Here is a 16,658-nt window from a genome sequence, read left to right as displayed (position 1 = left end):
AATTATACCCAAGTGGCTAGTAAAATCAGGGGTTCAGTGGGAATGATAAGAGTTTTAGGCAAGAAAAAATGTTGAAGATTTAGCGGTTATATCGGCCTCATTTAAGACTGCGTAAAACAATTTAATCTCATACAAAATCTGGTTTTGACGATCCCTCTGGGTATTGGCGGGGTGATAAGCAATTTGCTTACTCCCGTTTTTTACTGTTAGGAGGTTTAACTTGACTAAATCCGCTCTGTTAGTCCTAGAAGACGGCACAGTGTTTCGCGGTACTGCAATCGGCGCTGACGGCATGTCAGTCGGTGAAGTGGTATTCAATACGTCTATGACTGGTTATCAAGAAATTTTGACTGACCCTTCGTACGCGGAACAAATCGTAACTTTGACGTACCCACATATCGGTAATACGGGTACCAACAGCGAAGACGAAGAAGCGAATCAAATATGGGCTAAAGGCCTAGTGATCCGTGATTTGCCACTGCTAGCAAGTAACTTTCGTAACGAGCAATCGTTAGATGATTACTTGAAAGAACGTAATATTTTAGGTGTTGCGGACATCGACACCAGAAAGCTAACACGTATTTTGCGTGACAAAGGCGCTCAAAATGGTTGTATTATTGCTGGTGACGAACTAGACGAACAAAAAGCGCTACAAGCCGCGCAAGCCTTCCCAGGCTTAAAAGGTATGGATTTAGCAAAAGTTGTCTCAACCAAGGAAAATTTTGAGTGGCGCGAATCAAGCTGGACATTAGGCGAGGGGTTTAAAACCTTAGATACCGCCGATGAAAAGTTTCATGTTGTAGCCTATGACTTCGGTGTTAAGCGTAATATATTACGTATGCTTGTTGACCGTGGTTGTAAACTTACCGTAGTACCTGCACAAACTAGTGCTGCTGACGTACTCGCATTAAACCCCGATGGTATTTTCTTATCTAATGGCCCTGGTGATCCTGAGCCATGTACATACGCAATTGACGCGATAAAATCATTTTTAGAAACCGACACACCCATTTTTGGTATTTGTTTAGGTCACCAGTTATTAGCGCTTGCTTCAGGTGCTAAAACAGAAAAAATGAAATTTGGCCATCATGGTGGTAACCACCCAGTTAAAGATCTAGACCGCGATGTAGTGATGATCACAGCGCAAAACCATGGTTTTGCAGCCCAAGAATCAAGCCTACCAAGCACGCTTCGTGCAACACACAAATCACTGTTTGACGGTACGCTTCAGGGTATTCATCGTACAGATAAGCCAGCATTTAGTTTTCAGGGGCACCCTGAGGCAAGTCCTGGCCCGCATGATGCAGCCCCATTATTTGACCACTTCATCGATTTGATGCAAGCGCGTAAACACTAATTTAACTGGAGTAATAATGCCAAAACGTACCGACATAAAAAGCATTCTTATCTTAGGCGCAGGCCCAATTGTTATTGGTCAAGCTTGTGAATTTGACTACTCTGGTGCACAAGCGTGTAAAGCACTTAGAGAAGAAGGCTATAGAGTTATACTTGTTAACTCAAACCCAGCAACGATTATGACCGACCCAGAAATGGCTGATGCAACATACATCGAACCAATTCACTGGGAAGTAGTAGAAAAAATTATTGAAAAAGAAAAGCCAGATGCAGTTCTGCCTACAATGGGCGGCCAAACAGCATTAAACTGTGCACTTGATTTAGATAAGCACGGTGTATTGGCTAAGCATGGCGTAGAGTTAATTGGCGCAACAGCTGATGCAATAGACAAAGCCGAAAACCGCGAACGCTTTGACACTGCAATGAAAAATATTGGTCTTGAGTGTCCTCGTGCAGAGATAGCACACTCAATGGAAGAAGCTAAAGATACAATGAGCCGCATAGGCTTACCGTGTATCATTCGTCCTTCTTTCACCATGGGTGGCACCGGTGGCGGTGTTGCTTACAACATGGAAGAGTTTGAAGAAATTTGTGAGCGTGGTTTAGACCTGTCACCTACTAACGAATTACTAATTGATGAATCACTGATTGGTTGGAAAGAATACGAAACAGAAGTTGTTCGTGACAAAAAAGACAACTGTATTATTGTTTGTACTATTGAAAACTTTGACCCAATGGGCGTGCACACAGGTGATTCAATCACTGTTGCACCAGCGCAAACGTTAACCGACAAAGAATACCAAATTATGCGTAATGCCTCTATGGCAGTACTGCGTGAAATTGGTGTTGAAACCGGTGGCTCTAACGTACAATTTGGTATTAACCCTAAAGATGGCCGTATGGTTATCATTGAGATGAACCCACGTGTATCGCGCTCATCGGCACTAGCCTCTAAAGCAACGGGTTTCCCAATTGCTAAAATTGCAGCAAAACTTGCAGTAGGCTACACGCTTGACGAACTTCAAAACGATATCACTGGCGGTAAAACACCAGCGTCATTTGAGCCTTCAATTGATTACGTTGTAACTAAAATACCTCGCTTTAACTTTGAGAAATTTGCCGGTGCTAACGACCGTTTAACCACGCAAATGAAATCAGTAGGCGAAGTAATGGCAATTGGTCGTAACCAACAAGAGTCATTACACAAAGCATTACGTGGTCTTGAAGTTGGCGCAACGGGTTTTAACCCAATTGTTGCACTTGATGACCCTAAGGCAAAAGAAAAAATCATCCGTGAATTACGTGAGCCAGGTGCTGAGCGTATTTGGTACATTGCAGATGCAATGCGACACGGTATGAGCGTTGAAGATGTTTACGAGCTGACTAAAGTTAACCGCTGGTTCTTGGTTCAAATTGAAGACATTTTAAAAGATGAGGCAAGAATCGCTGAAGGCGGAATGGCTGGCCTTAATGCAGATTTTTTACGCAAGCTTAAGCGTAAAGGCTTTGCCGACCCGCGTATTGCTGAAATTGCCGGTGTGTCAGAAGCTGAAATTCGTAAAAAACGTCATCAGCTAAACATTGTGCCAGTGTACAAGCGTGTAGATACGTGTGCTGCAGAATTTAGTTCAGACACCGCTTACATGTACTCATCGTATGATGAAGAGTGTGAAGCAAATCCAACAGACAAAGATAAAATCATGGTTATTGGTGGCGGTCCTAACCGTATCGGCCAAGGTATTGAATTTGATTACTGTTGTGTACATGCTGCGCTTGCACTTCGTGACGACGGTTACGAAACCATCATGGTTAACTGTAACCCTGAAACTGTATCTACCGATTACGATACATCTGACCGACTTTACTTTGAGCCAATTACCCTTGAAGACGTACTAGAAATTGTACGTGTTGAAAAGCCAAAAGGTGTTATTGTTCAATACGGTGGACAAACACCACTTAAACTAGCACGTGAGTTAGAAGCCAATGGCGTGCCAGTAATTGGTACTTCACCAGACGCAATTGACCGTGCAGAAGACCGTGAGCGTTTCCAACAGTTAGTAGAGCGTTTAGACCTACTACAGCCAGAAAACGCAACGGTTACATCAACTGAAGAAGCTATTTTAAAATCAGCTGAAATTGGTTTCCCGCTGGTTGTTCGCCCATCTTATGTATTAGGTGGCCGTGCAATGGAAATTGTATACGACGAAGACGATTTACGCCGTTACATGACCGAAGCAGTTCAAGCCTCAAATGAAGCGCCTGTTTTATTAGACCATTTCCTAGATAACGCAATTGAAGTTGACGTTGACGCAATATGTGACGGCGAGCAAGTAATCATTGGCGGTATTATGGAACACATTGAACAAGCTGGTGTTCACTCTGGTGACTCTGCCTGTTCATTACCAGCACATTCTTTATCGCAAGAAGTGCAAGATGTAATGCGCAAGCAAGTAACCGATATGGCTCTTGAACTAGGTGTTGTAGGCTTAATGAATACACAGTTTGCAGTAAAAGATGGCAAAGTGTATTTAATTGAAGTTAACCCACGTGCTGCGCGTACGGTTCCATTTGTATCTAAAGCCACCGGCGTTGCACTTGCAAAAGTAGCTGCACGTTGTATGGCGGGCCAATCTTTAGCGAGCCAAGGCATTACTAAAGAAATTATCCCTCCTTACTACAGCGTTAAAGAAGTAGTTTTACCGTTTGCTAAGTTCCAAGGTGTAGACCCTATCCGTGGCCCAGAAATGCGCTCAACAGGTGAAGTAATGGGTGTTGGTGATACTTTCGCCGAAGCATTCGCAAAAGCACAATTAGGTGCAAGCAATACTTTACCACGCGGTGGTCGCGCGTTATTATCTGTTCGTAATAGCGATAAGTCACGTATTGTTGAATTAGCTAAAATCATGACTGAGTTAGGTTTTGAATTAGACGCAACAGGTGGCACAGCCAAAGCGCTTGAAGAAGCGGGTATTAACGTTCGTCGCGTAAATAAAGTTTACGAAGGTCGTCCACATATTCTTGATTATATTAAGAATAAAGAATACAGCTATATCGTTAATACCACCGAAGGTCGCCAAGCGATCGAAGATTCGAAGGTGTTACGTCGTGGTGCATTGCAAAATAAAACCAACTATACGACTACCTTGAACGCGGCATTCGCTAACTGTACTGCTAACAAAGCAGATGACCGCAGTAAAGTGGCGTCAGTTCAAGAGCTACACCTGCGATTGAACTAAGGAAATGTACCAAGGCCTAATTAGGCCTTGGTGTTAAGTGAGAAAATATGCAAACAATTCCGATGACAGTTCGTGGCGCAGATTTACTGCGTAAAGAGCTTAACGAATTAAAAACAGTTACCCGTCCTAAAATCATCGCTGATATTGCTGATGCGCGTGAACACGGTGACTTAAAAGAAAACGCTGAGTACCACGCTGCGCGTGAGCAACAGGGTTTTTGTGAAGGTCGTATTCAAGAAATTGAAGCTAAACTTTCAAATGTTCAAATAATCGACGTAACTAAAATGCCTAACACAGGTAAGGTTATTTTTGGTACCACAGTAACTATTGTTAATGTAGAGACTGATGCCGAAGTGAAATACCAAATAGTTGGCGATGATGAGGCAGATATTAAAAATAACTTAATCTCTGTTAACTCACCTATAGCTCGTGGTTTGATTGGTAAGCAAATGGATGATGCAGTCACCATTAAAACACCAAAGGGCGACGTTGAATACGAAATCATTGAAGTTGAGTACCTTTAATATATCCTCACTTTAGCGTTTACATAAAAGCCGATGTGATTACATCGGTTTTTTTATGCCTTTAATAATCTCGACTTTGTTTACTTTATTGGGTACGTTAGGTTGACTATATCCTAATGATTGAGAGTACTGATGTCCTTAATTAATTTTCCTGAGCCACTTAAGCCTAATGATAATATTGCAATTTGTGCGTTTTCTTCAGGTGTTGATAATCACTTTCAAACACGATTAGACACTGTGCTAAATGGTTTAAAGTCGCAAGGGTATAAAGTAATTGAAGGTGACAGTGTAAGGCAAAATATCAGCGCTAAAGATCGAGCTTTAGAGCTAATGCACTTTCTTACCGACGATAATATAGCGGCAATTATGCCCCCATGGGGTGGAGAGCTTGCCCTAGACGTTTTGCAATATATTGACTTTAACATAGTGAAAACGGCTCAACCTAAGTGGTTAGTGGGGTTCTCTGATGTTAGTACATTAGCATGTGTGCTCACTTCTCGATGTGGTTGGGCAACCCTTCATACTGCTAATTTAATGCAGCTACATCCAAATGAAACTGATCATAATTGTGTAAATGTTTTTCACGTTTTAGCGCTCACCAAAGGCGAGCAATTTGAACAATTACCTTCAACTTCATACCAAACTAAATTAATTAATTATGAGAGCGACCCTGATGCGTTGTTTGAACTTACTGAGCCAACGCAATGGCAATGTTTAAATTACAACGATGCGCGTAAATTAGAAATAACAGGCCGGCTTTTTGGCGGTTGTTTAGACACGCTTAACTTGTTGCTTGGCTCGCCTTACCTCGATTTACATCGCTTTAAACAAGAGTATGCACCAGAGGGCCTTGTGCTATTTCTAGAAAACGCGGAGTTAAGCCCAACAGCCGTAGCACGAAGTCTCATTGCGTTAAAACTAAATGGCGTACTTACTGATGTAAACGGCATTATACTTGGTCGCAGTGCCGTTATTGATAGCCCCCATAAGCAGATTGATTATTACCAAGCAATAGAATTAGCACTTGGTAAATGTATATTCCCCGTACTGTTTGATGCTGATATTGGGCATGTTGCACCTAATTTAAACTTAATTAATGGTGCAAGCTGTACGATTAACGCAGACATAAATGAAGGCAAAGTGATTAAGGCATCGCTAAGCACTAAGCTGTGTTAATTATAAAGTCGCTCTTATTGGTGGCTAATCATATAAAAGTAATGGATAAATTAAGCTCTTTAATTTATTTTAGTTAATCATTAGTTTTTATACGTATTGTATATTTGAAAAGGAATCGCTAAGTTGAAAATTACGGACGCTCATTATAAAAACGGCTTTGCTTTTATTGCCGTTGTTATGTTTATCGTTTTTTTTATAATTTGGTATATAAACAATGAAATTGAAGCTTCTTTTTTGCTGTTATTTTTTGCATGCTTATCGTTTAGGTATCGATTTACCGATGAATATAAAGCTAAACATTCCCCACATAATCTAATCAAGAGAAGCGCCGGCACTATAAAAATCACAAAGCCAAATTTGAGTCGCTTTAAGTTTATATCAGATCAAGAGTCGATCGAGGTTAAGCGAATTTCTATTGTTAATATAAGTGATAATTGGTTATCAATAATTATTGACGGAAACGGCAATGGTTACGATTTTCAACTTTTAGGCTCAAAAGATGAAATTTATCAACAATTTAACTCACTGCTAAATTCAGATGAAAAAGAGAACATTGATATTAACTACGTGTAATTTATTGAGCGCTTAATACCGCGCTTGATGGTAAAAGCGATAGGGCATATTGACCTTAGTGGCTTGAGTTTATTTAATTTAGTGGACGTGGAATAACTGCGCTATGTGTGCAGCCGAGCGGGCTAAGCAAAAGTCGAGCAATGCCTATGCGTCCAGCTTACGCCTTTAGCCTAATTTATACAGACAACAAATAGTAAATGGCTCTTAGCAAGGACAACCCTTAACCCTGAAAGTTTATTAGTCTCTAAAGTCGCTTTTAAAAGTAAGTTAATAAGCTCTGCTGCACCTAAATAACAACAGGAAAACAATGAAAATAGATGACATCAGAGTGTTTGTGCCATGTAAAAACTATCAACAATCGTGTGCATTTTATCAGGCGCTGGGCTTTAATGTTGAGCAGGCATCAGCTGATTTAAGTATTGCAACATCAGGTGAATGCAGCCTCTTTTTACAGCGTTACTACAACCAAGAATTTTCTGAAAATTTAATGCTGCAAGTGTGCGTATTAAACATAAACGAAGCTTTTAACACTATTAGTAAGTTAACTCACTTTGATATTCGCTTTGAAGGGATAAAACAAGAGCCGTGGGGTAAAGTGATTTATTTATGGGGACCATCAGGCGAGCTTTTAAACATAACTGAATTTAATTAAAAAGGAATAATAATGAAAAAAAATACGTTTTTTGTCATGTTGATGGTTTTTGTACTGACCTCATGTAGTGCGCTTGTGAGTAATAATGCAGGTAAAAATACGCGTTCTAGCAGTTTGGTTGACTTTCTTTATCCAAACGAAGATAGCCGTGCTACGTATAAACCAGAAATTCCAGTGTTAAAATTACGTGTTACAGTGGGCATTTCATTTGTGCCTTCTAAAGATTGGCGAGCAAACGCAATTGAAAGTCAAAATGAGGTAGAGTTGCTCGAAAGAGTTAAAAAATCTTTTTTGCAGTACGATTACATTGACCGCATAGAAGTAATTCCAAGTACGTACCTTAAAGGTGGGGAAGGGTTTTCAGCGATTGAACAAGTAGGGCGACTATACGATGTAGACGTAATGGCATTGGTTTCTTACGATCAAGTAACGCAAACCTATGAAAATAACGCCGCATTATTGTATTGGACCATTGTAGGTATGTACGTTATTCCCGGTAACGAAAATACTATTCAAACCTTTGTCGACACTGCTGTTTTTGATATAAAAAGTAAAAAAATGCTTTTTAGAGCACCAGGCATCAGCAAGCTTGAAAAAAGAACCACCGCTATTGGTATTGACGAAACGCTCAATGAAAAGTCACTTGAGGGGTTTAATTTAGCGGTTACCGATATGAGCCTAAATTTAGATGCGGAATTGGCACGCTTTAAAACGCGGGTTAAAGAAGAAAAAATAGCAAAAATAGAGAATAAAGATGGCTCAAGCAGTGCTGGGGCGTTTAGTGTGTTTATTCTGGTTTTTATATCGCTACTTGTTTTAAAGCGCAGATATGTAAATAACTAAACATCTACATAGTTAAGTCGCTAAATACTTAAATTTAAAACGCCACATTATTCATCTTATGCGGCGTTTTTTTTATGGTGTTTAGCTTAATTTTTCATTAAAAAACGCTAAGGTACGCTGCCAAGCAAGCTCTGCTTTTTGCTCATCATAACGCCCAGTAGAGTCGTTATGAAAACCATGATTAGCACCTTCGTACATGTGCATAGTGTACTCAACATTGTTAGCTTTTAAGCTTTTTTCATACTCAGGCCATGTGGCGTTAACGCGTTTATCAAGTTCACCTAATTGAATCATTAAAGGGGCTTTAATATTTTTGTGTAAGCTTTCACTTGCAGGTGTGCCATAAAAGGGCACGCCCGCGCTGAGTAAGTCACTATCAACTGCGGCTAAGTAGTTAACAATATAACCCCCAAAACAAAAGCCTACGGCGCCTAATTTGCCGTTGCTGCTAGGGTGGGCTTTTAAAAAGTGAGCGGCGGCTACAAAGTCGTTTTGAATTTTAGCTCTGTCCATCGTGCGTTGCATTGCACGGCCCTCATCGTCATTGCCCGGATAGCCACCAAGCGGGAAAAGTGCGTCGGGGGCAAAAGCAATAAAGCCTTTTTTGGCTAAGCGTCTTGCTACGTCTTTTATGTAAGGGTTTAAACCACGGTTTTCGTGAATAACTAACACAACCGGCAGTTTACCTTCAATTTTGCTAGGCACCGCTAAATAACCTTTACCCTTACCATGCCCGTTTGGCGAATCAAATTCTTCGTAGGTGGCTTTAATATCGTCATCGTTAAACGAAACTTGCTCTGCAAGTGCGTAGTTAGGTAAAAGCGCGCTGGTGAGCACACTCATTGAAATTCCCAGTGCTGCAAGGCCACCTAGTTTTTTCATAAAAGTGCGACGGTCCATTAAACCATGGGCATATTCGTCATACCAATCAAACGCTTCTTGAGGAATGTGATCTATTTGAGATGAATTCATGGTTTTCCTTAATTGTTATGCTTTTTAATATTAAGTACCTAAACGTATCGGGTATAAAAAACGAGCACTAATTTTACTATTTAGTGTATTTTTGCCGTTAACTATTAATAAGCAGACAGGCTATGATCAACCCCCATCATAAAATCTAATCCTATAAAGGCAAACGCTACAACAATGGCACCCAATAACATTAAATTACGGTTATTTTTTCTGTATCCAACAATGGTTAGTACTGCAAATATGATAAATAAAATAAGTTGAAATGTACCCATGGTTAATCCTTTAAGAAAGTAAACTGAGAGTTAAAATACCAGTGAAAAGGGGAAGTTAGCAAATAATTGAAGGTTATTTTTAACGATAAATAAAAAGCTCGGCATGTTGCCGAGCTTTTTCTTGGTTGGGGGTTTTACTTAATTAGCTATTGGTCGTTGTTGGTTGGCCATCGACAATAGGGTTTTTACCACGCCACTTACGAATCATTCGTTTTGTATCTTCAAGTGCGACATACTGACACGGTATAAGAATAAGCGTAATTACGGTGGCAAATAGCACACCAAAGGCGAGTGATACTGCCATAGGTATTACAATTTGTGCCTGTAAACTCGTTTCCATAATAATAGGTAACACGCCAATAAAGGTGGTCACTGAGGTTAGCAATATAGCTCTAAAACGACGAGCTCCCGCTTGCATAACCGCTTCTTTTATAGGTACACCTTCAGCACGCGCTTTATTTACAAAGTCAACCATAACTAACGAATCGTTAACTACAATACCGGCTACTGCAATGATGCCAAACATTGAAAGGCCGCTCATGGTCATACCTAATACCATATGGCCAAACATTGCACCGACCACACCAAATGGAATAACCGACATAATGATCAATGGTTGTGAGTATGAGCGAAGCGGAATAGCTAATAATGCAAATATAATCATTAGTGAAATTGCAAAGTCACGTAATTGCTCATCAGCACTTTCCATTTCCTCTTGCACTCGACCAGCGACATTACTGGTAACACCTGGGTAATTTTGTAAAAGGGTTGGTAAATACTCGTCAGTGATTTCTTTTACAATGGCAAAAGGTTCAACTTTATCAGTATTAATGGCTGCCCATACATTAACTGTTCTGTTTGCGTTTTCACGGCGGATTCTGTTTACACCATCTACAATGTTGATTTGTGCAACTTCACTTAACGGCACTTCAACACCTGTTGGCGTGATAATACGTGTGCTGTGTATGTTACTAATAGAGTTACGTTCGTTTTCAGGGTAGCGGATCATCACTCTGATCTCTTCGCCTTCACGTAAAATACGTTGTGCCTCTAATCCGTAATAACTAAAGCTAACTTGCGATGCAACGTCTGCAAGGGTCAATCCCATGCTGTATGCAAGTGGTTTTAAATCAAGTTGTACTTCATCGGTAGCGCTTTGTAGTGAGTCGTTAACATCGCCTACGCCTTCCATGCTTTGTAATTTAGTTTTTAATAACGAAGCAACTTCTTTTAGTTTGTCGGTATCTTTACCTTGCAGTCTAAAACTTACGTCGCCGTCATCTCGTCCGCCGCCAAATAAGTTATCTTCAATAGTCAACGTTTTAACGCCCGGCAATGGTGGCATTTTTTCACGCCATAATGAGCTAAGGGTGAAGGTATCAATAGGGCGTTTATCAGGTTCAATGAGCACAGCCATTAATTGTGCAGTGGTACGGCCACGAAGGCTTACCGAGAGGTCACGAATCATTTTTTGACCGTATTGCGCTTCAAGCTCTTCATCTACACTAAGAAGTACCGCTTCAATTTTTTTAGCTGTTTCAAGTGTTGCTTGCTCTGATGATTCAAGATTCATTTCTACAACCACACGCGGAAAGTCATGTTGTATTTTAGGGTTTGGTACAAATTTAACTAAACCGCCTGCAAACATGCCTGCGCTCATAATTAAAATACATATAAACCCAATAATTACGGTATAGCGATAATGAATACAGTGCCCTATGAAAGGCGTGTAGTAATTTTGAACAAACGATTTAAGGCCTTTATCAACAACCATACGCACCTTGTGCAATGGGTTTTTAGGATTAGGTTTACGTGGGTTCATTGCGGCAATATGAGCCGGTAAAATAAGTTTTGATTCAATTAACGAAAAAATCAAACACAGGATAATAACGACACCAATCGCTTTAGAAAATGCTGCGCCGGGCCCTGATGCCATAGCTTGCGGTAAAAAAGCAGCAATGGTGGTGAGTACGCCAAATGTAGCGGGCATTGCAACACGTTTAACACCACGGATTACGTTATCGAGTGAGTGGCCGTGTTTTTCTATTTCGGCACTTGCCGATTCGCCCACAACAATTGCATCGTCCACCACAATACCGAGTACAATAATAAAGGCAAACAGCGACACCATATTAATGGTGATATCTAAAAAGCCTATTGGCATGAACAAAAAGGCACCCAAAAAAGAAACCGGTAAACCCATCATTACCCAAAATGCTAATCTAAGCGGTAAAAACAATGCCAATACCAGCATAACTAAAACACCACCCCATACCATGTTATCGATCATCATATCGAGACGACCTTGCAGGTAGTAGGTTAAATCAACCATAGGGGTTAGTTTTACGCCTTGTGGTAATTTAGATTCTTTTTCGGCCATGTAATTTTTAAGTACTTTGGCAACGTCGGTAATGTCTTGATCTTTAGATGCTACAATATCAAACATTAACGAATTTTTACCATTGTACTTTGAATATAATAAGCCTTCTTCAAAACCATCGTTAATGGTGGCTACATCGCCTAAATATATTTGTGCGCCATCAGCAAGGGTAATTAAAGGCAACTGCTCAAACTCATTGCCTTTATATGCTTGTTTTTCAACACGCATAGAAATATACCCGTTATCTGAACGGATTTGGCCAGCCGACATATTAGTTGAAAAGTTTCTTACAGCGTTTGATACATCTCTAAAAGTAAGCCCGTATTCACGCAGTTTGTCGGGGCTAATCTCAATGCCTATTTCATAATTTAAGCCGCTAAAAAAACTGACTAAATTAACACCAGGTAAAGCGAGTAATTCATCTTCTAAATCGGTACCTAGTTCTTTTAGTTGGGCATAGGTCATATCCCCATATAGCGCGATAAACATCACTTCTTGTTGAAACTTATCGCGCTGAATAATTGGCCTTTCCATACCTGCTGGAAACGAGTTTATAGAATCTACTTGGGCTTTTATCTCGTCTAAAGCTTCTTGAAGGTCGTATTTTTCTTCAATTTCAATCCATGCTTGTGCGTAGCCGCGATTAGAGTAAGTTATAAAGCGTTTAATGCCCTCTAATCCCTCTAGGTTTTCTTCAATTTTTATTGTAATGCCTTCTTCAACCTCTTGCGGTGCGGCGCCAGGGTAAACGGCTTGAACACTCACCCAGTTACTTTCAAATTGCGGAAATGCTTGCTTACGAATCGTTAAGGCTGTTAATAAACCGCCAACAAGAATAAAAATCATGATTAAATTTGCTGCAACAGGGTTACGAGCAAACCAGGCAATTAGGCCCTTTTCAGAGGTACTCATAGGGTATCCTCTTTAAGAGCAAGCTGTGTTACTTCACCTTGTTTGTCATCTTCATCCGTTTTAACAGCCATTCCTTCGCTTGGGTATTCTAGTGCTGAGGTAATTAACTGTTCGCCAAGTTGTAATCCTTGATCGGCTATTACCATGCCATCTTGTTCACGTACAATATTCAGTGTTTTAAAGCTTAGAGTATTGTTCGCGTTTAAAATGGCAATTTGTTTATCTTTAACAAGGTGATGCGGGACAATAATTGCGTTATCAAGGGCTCTGCCCTCAATGGTTGCATTAATATATGAACCAAAACGTAGTGGCTTAGTGTTATCGACGTATGGCGTTGGCAGTTGCGCAACTAAATAGCTCATGCGGCTTACTTGATCTATTACGCCTTCGCTGCGCACAACTTCGGCCTGCCAAGACGTTTGCTTGCCGGCAAATTCAGCATTAAGGGTAACGGTTGCACCAATGCCTCCATTGGCTAGGTATTGCATTTCGCTATCTGCTACAGGTAATCGTACTTCTGCCACCGATATGGCACTTAATGCGCCAAAGCTACTGCCCGGGTTTACTACAGAGCCTAAGCTTATTGTGCGTGCGTTAATAATAGCGTCGTATGGGGCTTTTATATATGTGCGTTCAAGGTTACGTTTTGCACGTTTAACACTGGCTTGGGCAGAGCGGTAACGCGCTAGCTTTTCGGCTAATTGCGGTTTACGTAAATAAAGCTCTGATGCAGTTGAGTCACTTGAGTCTGATTTAATACGTTCCCATTCAGCTTTTGCTACATGCGCTTGGGCGCGTTCTATTTCAAGGGCTGAACTTGCTTGTGCAAGACCGGCTTGTGCTTCAATAAAATCGGCTTCGTAATCATTTGGATCAATTCGTGCTAAAATGTCGCCTTGTTTTACAAATGCACCTTCAACAAATTCATCTGCTACGGAAATAACTTGGCCACTAACTTGTGCAATTAGCTCGGTACGGTCTTTAGGTTTTACAACTCCGTACGATTTTACGTCGAGTGTTATTGCATCAATGTTGACTGTTTGCGCAGCAACCAGTGGACGAGTATCTTGCGCTGGTTTTTCTTCAGGCGGGGTTTTCATATTTGAAAAGCCAATTGCCAGTGCAATTCCGGCAGCTAAAACTGCGATTGGAAGAACAATTTGTTTTTTAGTAGCCACAAGGCATTCCTTCATAAAAGTGGTGATAGGGCAATAATACGCAATAAAGTGTTTACAAGGCGTTTGAAGATGTAACAAAGCATTACATATGTGTATTACAAATAAATATTTGGCTCTAAAAAGGAGTCTGTATTGTTAAATATATGGTTAATTTAAACTGAGGGTGTTATGAAAACAGAGCCAATGGCGTGTCGATTAGGCTGCGGTGCATGTTGTATTGCGCCAAGTATTAGCTCGGCAATACCGGGTATGCCAAATGGCAAAAAGGCCGGAGAACGTTGTATTCAGCTAGATGAGCGCAATTTATGTAAGTTATTTGGTGATGAGTCTCGACCAAAAGTATGCAGTGACTTTAGTGCCACAGTTGATGTGTGTGGGTCAACTAATGCAGAGGCTCTAGCGCTTATCACCGAGCTTGAGCAATTAACTTAGTTGGTGTGTTCAATACACACATAGTTACATTTAACTACTACCGAGTAACTTTTTTTAAATTATTAAAAGCTGCGCTTTTCACGCGAGCGAGCTCTGCGTCTACTACAAATGTGCAGTTATACGGCTATTTTATAGACGTAAAGCATGCTTTTGTTACTGGCAAAGACTGTACAAGTAATTTATTCACAAAGAGGGTAGTGACGCTGCGCTTTTAGAGAAAGTGACAAACATAAAAGTTGATCATGAGTTTAGGTTTACTCATTTACTCCTCATTCATTTCTCTTTGTGCAGTGATTTTTTCTTTGCCATAATAAAAAACGAATACTTTCAACTTGATGGGTGAGGCCAATTATAGTGAACGATTCACAAAGAGGGTAAGAGGCGCTGCGCTTTTAGAGCAAAGATTAATTGAATAAATCTTAACTATTCTTTCAGGTTTGATTTTTAGATTTTGCTCAAATCGGATATTCGCATATGTGGTATGAGCAGACATCGAAGGTTTTTAATGTCTGAAGTCAAGATTTGCCCCCCCTTCATTTCGCATTCACTTCATTTGATGAACACAAGGCTTCTTCTTAACGACCATAAAACGAATTAGGTTAACGTGTTGAGTTAAAGACGGGGTTGGTAAAACCATCAGATTTGATTGAGCCTGCACGTTAACCGCTCTTATTTAAATGTTGGGTAACCCGTCTATATTCGTCTACCTATTAGCGGTAATATATTTTGCTAAGTGTTCCACTGCCTCATTCGAATTTATTACTTCGTTCGACACATAAACATCTGGTTCGATAGGTTGCTGACAATGCTCTTTTCCTGATGGGCGAGTAAAGATAAGTGTCGGCATGGTTAGTTCTAAATTAGAACCAGACAATACATGAGTTTCTATACGCCCAGTAGTGCAAGACCTTACATTTGAATGACCCGCGATGACAGCCTGACGAGAGTCCTGTAGTGAGGTTAAAAACAAAATAGTGGATGAATAACTGAGCGGCCCCATTAGTAAATATGCCCGTCCAGGTATCTTTAAACCCTTATGCGCGTCGACAGGCACTAATTGATTAAATGTGCCTTCAATAACCTCACCTTGATTACCTTTAATAGGTCCTAGTTTGATATTTCGTTCCGTCATACGAATTTTAAAGTTTGACAGAAATGGAAATGGCTTGCTCGTAATGTAAGGTGCAATACCTTGCTGCCAATAGTGATCGGTCCCCCCAGGATTATGGCGAACGTCGATAATCACATCTTTGACGTTCGCATCTTTAAACGCCTGCCACGTTTCATCTAGAAATGTGAAAAAAGGTTGTTCTTGTTCTTGAGAATAAAAAAAGCGTTCGACACGCAAATACCCTATGTCATTGTCTAGTATTCGACTTTGGACAAATTCCCTCACATCAGCATTGTGATTTTCCGGCTCATCAGTGACACCCATTATAGAAAATTGCTTGCGCTTATTTTTATGCATAAACTCAATTTGATAATCTTTGATACTACCAAACAGTAACCAGTACATTTTGTTAAATCGACTGGCAGTAAAAGCAGCCCTAAACTCTGAAGAGTCGCCATACATTCTTGCCAACATAGTTTCAATTATTTTTGATGCCCTAACTCCGTTGACTGAGATAATCTCATCACCGATTTTAATATCTGAATGGCCCTCAATAGTTTCCGCCACAAGCAAACGTTGGGATGCATCTATCATTACGTCAAATGGAAATAGCCGACCACCGTTCTGAATGTGGTTCTTAAATTGATCATCAAGCTGTGGCGAAGCAATTAGCATGTGTCCATCTTTAAAGTAAGGATTCAGCTGAGAGAAGTATTTCCATGCTTCATAATGTGTCATGGGTGAAGTTATACCTTCTGACAAGGACTCTATCTGCGATTTAACTTCAGATACATCCATAGTAAAGCCCGGGTCTGGGTGGATCGTATCAAGGCGTTGACTTAGCTCAGTCAGGTTGCTTTTTAATGCCTTAATGCTCACTACCTTGCCAGATGAAGGCAGGTTAGTATGAGTATTCCATTCTTGCGTTTTTGTGTTTTTTGTAATTGACTTTGGTTCATTCAGGCTAGTGCAGCCAATTACAAACGCAATAAAAAAAGTTAAAATTATAGTCTTCAATTTTTGTCCTTAATTCTATTTTCC

At 40.4% G+C, this 16,658-nt stretch carries 13 protein-coding genes; 8 read left to right on the top strand and 5 right to left on the bottom strand.

Features of this window, described 5'->3' with window-relative positions; all coding sequences use genetic code 11:
* Positions 1–220: 220 nt before the first annotated feature.
* From carA to rhlP, 7 genes are all read left to right on the top strand, one after another.
* Entirely contained in the window at positions 221–1,357 is a 1,137-nt protein-coding gene (carA, locus tag PS1M3_RS09410; protein ID WP_203983777.1) for a glutamine-hydrolyzing carbamoyl-phosphate synthase small subunit, read from the top strand.
* A gap of 16 nt (positions 1,358–1,373) precedes the next feature.
* Positions 1,374–4,592 (top strand): carbamoyl-phosphate synthase large subunit, encoded by a 3,219-nt coding sequence (gene carB, locus PS1M3_RS09405; protein ID WP_006792432.1) that lies wholly within the window; start codon positions 1,374–1,376, stop codon positions 4,590–4,592.
* Between the two features lie 47 nt (positions 4,593–4,639).
* A complete protein-coding gene (gene greA, locus PS1M3_RS09400; protein WP_006792433.1) occupies positions 4,640–5,116 on the top strand; it encodes a transcription elongation factor GreA in 477 nt (158 codons plus the stop codon).
* Positions 5,117–5,248: 132 nt separating this feature from the next.
* Positions 5,249–6,292, top strand: a complete 1,044-nt coding sequence (locus PS1M3_RS09395; protein ID WP_203983768.1) for a S66 peptidase family protein — start codon at positions 5,249–5,251, stop codon at positions 6,290–6,292.
* Positions 6,293–6,415: 123 nt separating this feature from the next.
* Positions 6,416–6,865, top strand: coding sequence for a hypothetical protein (locus PS1M3_RS09390; RefSeq protein ID WP_203983766.1), 450 nt, complete (start codon positions 6,416–6,418; stop codon positions 6,863–6,865).
* A 307-nt stretch (positions 6,866–7,172) separates the two neighbouring features.
* A complete protein-coding gene (locus tag PS1M3_RS09385) occupies positions 7,173–7,517 on the top strand; it encodes a lactoylglutathione lyase (protein ID WP_203983764.1) in 345 nt (114 codons plus the stop codon).
* 12 nt (positions 7,518–7,529) lie between these two features.
* The gene (rhlP, locus tag PS1M3_RS09380; RefSeq protein WP_203983762.1) at positions 7,530–8,360 is read left to right on the top strand and encodes a rhombotarget lipoprotein; all 831 of its coding nucleotides are present in this window, start codon (positions 7,530–7,532) and stop codon (positions 8,358–8,360) included.
* Between the two features lie 81 nt (positions 8,361–8,441).
* Here rhlP and PS1M3_RS09375 read toward each other — a convergent pair whose 3' ends face one another.
* From PS1M3_RS09375 to PS1M3_RS09360, 4 genes are all read right to left on the bottom strand, one after another.
* Complete coding sequence (locus PS1M3_RS09375) at positions 8,442–9,332, bottom strand: dienelactone hydrolase family protein (RefSeq protein WP_008132090.1); 891 nt, start codon at positions 9,330–9,332, stop codon at positions 8,442–8,444.
* A gap of 104 nt (positions 9,333–9,436) precedes the next feature.
* Positions 9,437–9,604 carry a hypothetical protein gene (locus PS1M3_RS09370; protein ID WP_008132091.1) on the bottom strand — a complete coding sequence of 56 codons (168 nt, stop codon included), beginning with the start codon at positions 9,602–9,604 and terminating at the stop codon, positions 9,437–9,439.
* A 142-nt stretch (positions 9,605–9,746) separates the two neighbouring features.
* The gene (locus tag PS1M3_RS09365) at positions 9,747–12,896 is read right to left on the bottom strand and encodes an efflux RND transporter permease subunit (RefSeq protein WP_203983760.1); all 3,150 of its coding nucleotides are present in this window, start codon (positions 12,894–12,896) and stop codon (positions 9,747–9,749) included.
* On the bottom strand, positions 12,893–14,074 hold the full coding sequence (locus PS1M3_RS09360; RefSeq protein WP_138740062.1) for an efflux RND transporter periplasmic adaptor subunit: 1,182 nt from the start codon (positions 14,072–14,074) through the stop codon (positions 12,893–12,895). The genes PS1M3_RS09365 and PS1M3_RS09360 overlap by 4 nt, the downstream gene beginning before the upstream one ends.
* Positions 14,075–14,242: 168 nt before the next feature.
* On the opposite strand from PS1M3_RS09360, the gene PS1M3_RS09355 reads away from it, so the two are divergent.
* Complete coding sequence (locus PS1M3_RS09355; protein ID WP_138740061.1) at positions 14,243–14,506, top strand: YkgJ family cysteine cluster protein; 264 nt, start codon at positions 14,243–14,245, stop codon at positions 14,504–14,506.
* A gap of 703 nt (positions 14,507–15,209) precedes the next feature.
* Here PS1M3_RS09355 and PS1M3_RS09350 read toward each other — a convergent pair.
* The gene (locus PS1M3_RS09350) at positions 15,210–16,634 is read right to left on the bottom strand and encodes a S41 family peptidase (RefSeq protein WP_203983758.1); all 1,425 of its coding nucleotides are present in this window, start codon (positions 16,632–16,634) and stop codon (positions 15,210–15,212) included.
* Positions 16,635–16,658: the final 24 nt, after the last annotated feature.

The sequence above is a fragment of the Pseudoalteromonas sp. PS1M3 genome, assembly GCF_016865405.1.
In the GTDB taxonomy this organism is placed as follows: Bacteria; Pseudomonadota; Gammaproteobacteria; order Enterobacterales; family Alteromonadaceae; genus Pseudoalteromonas; species Pseudoalteromonas marina.
Note: the sequence above shows the minus strand (reverse complement) of the source record. Positions and strands in the feature narration are given on the sequence as shown.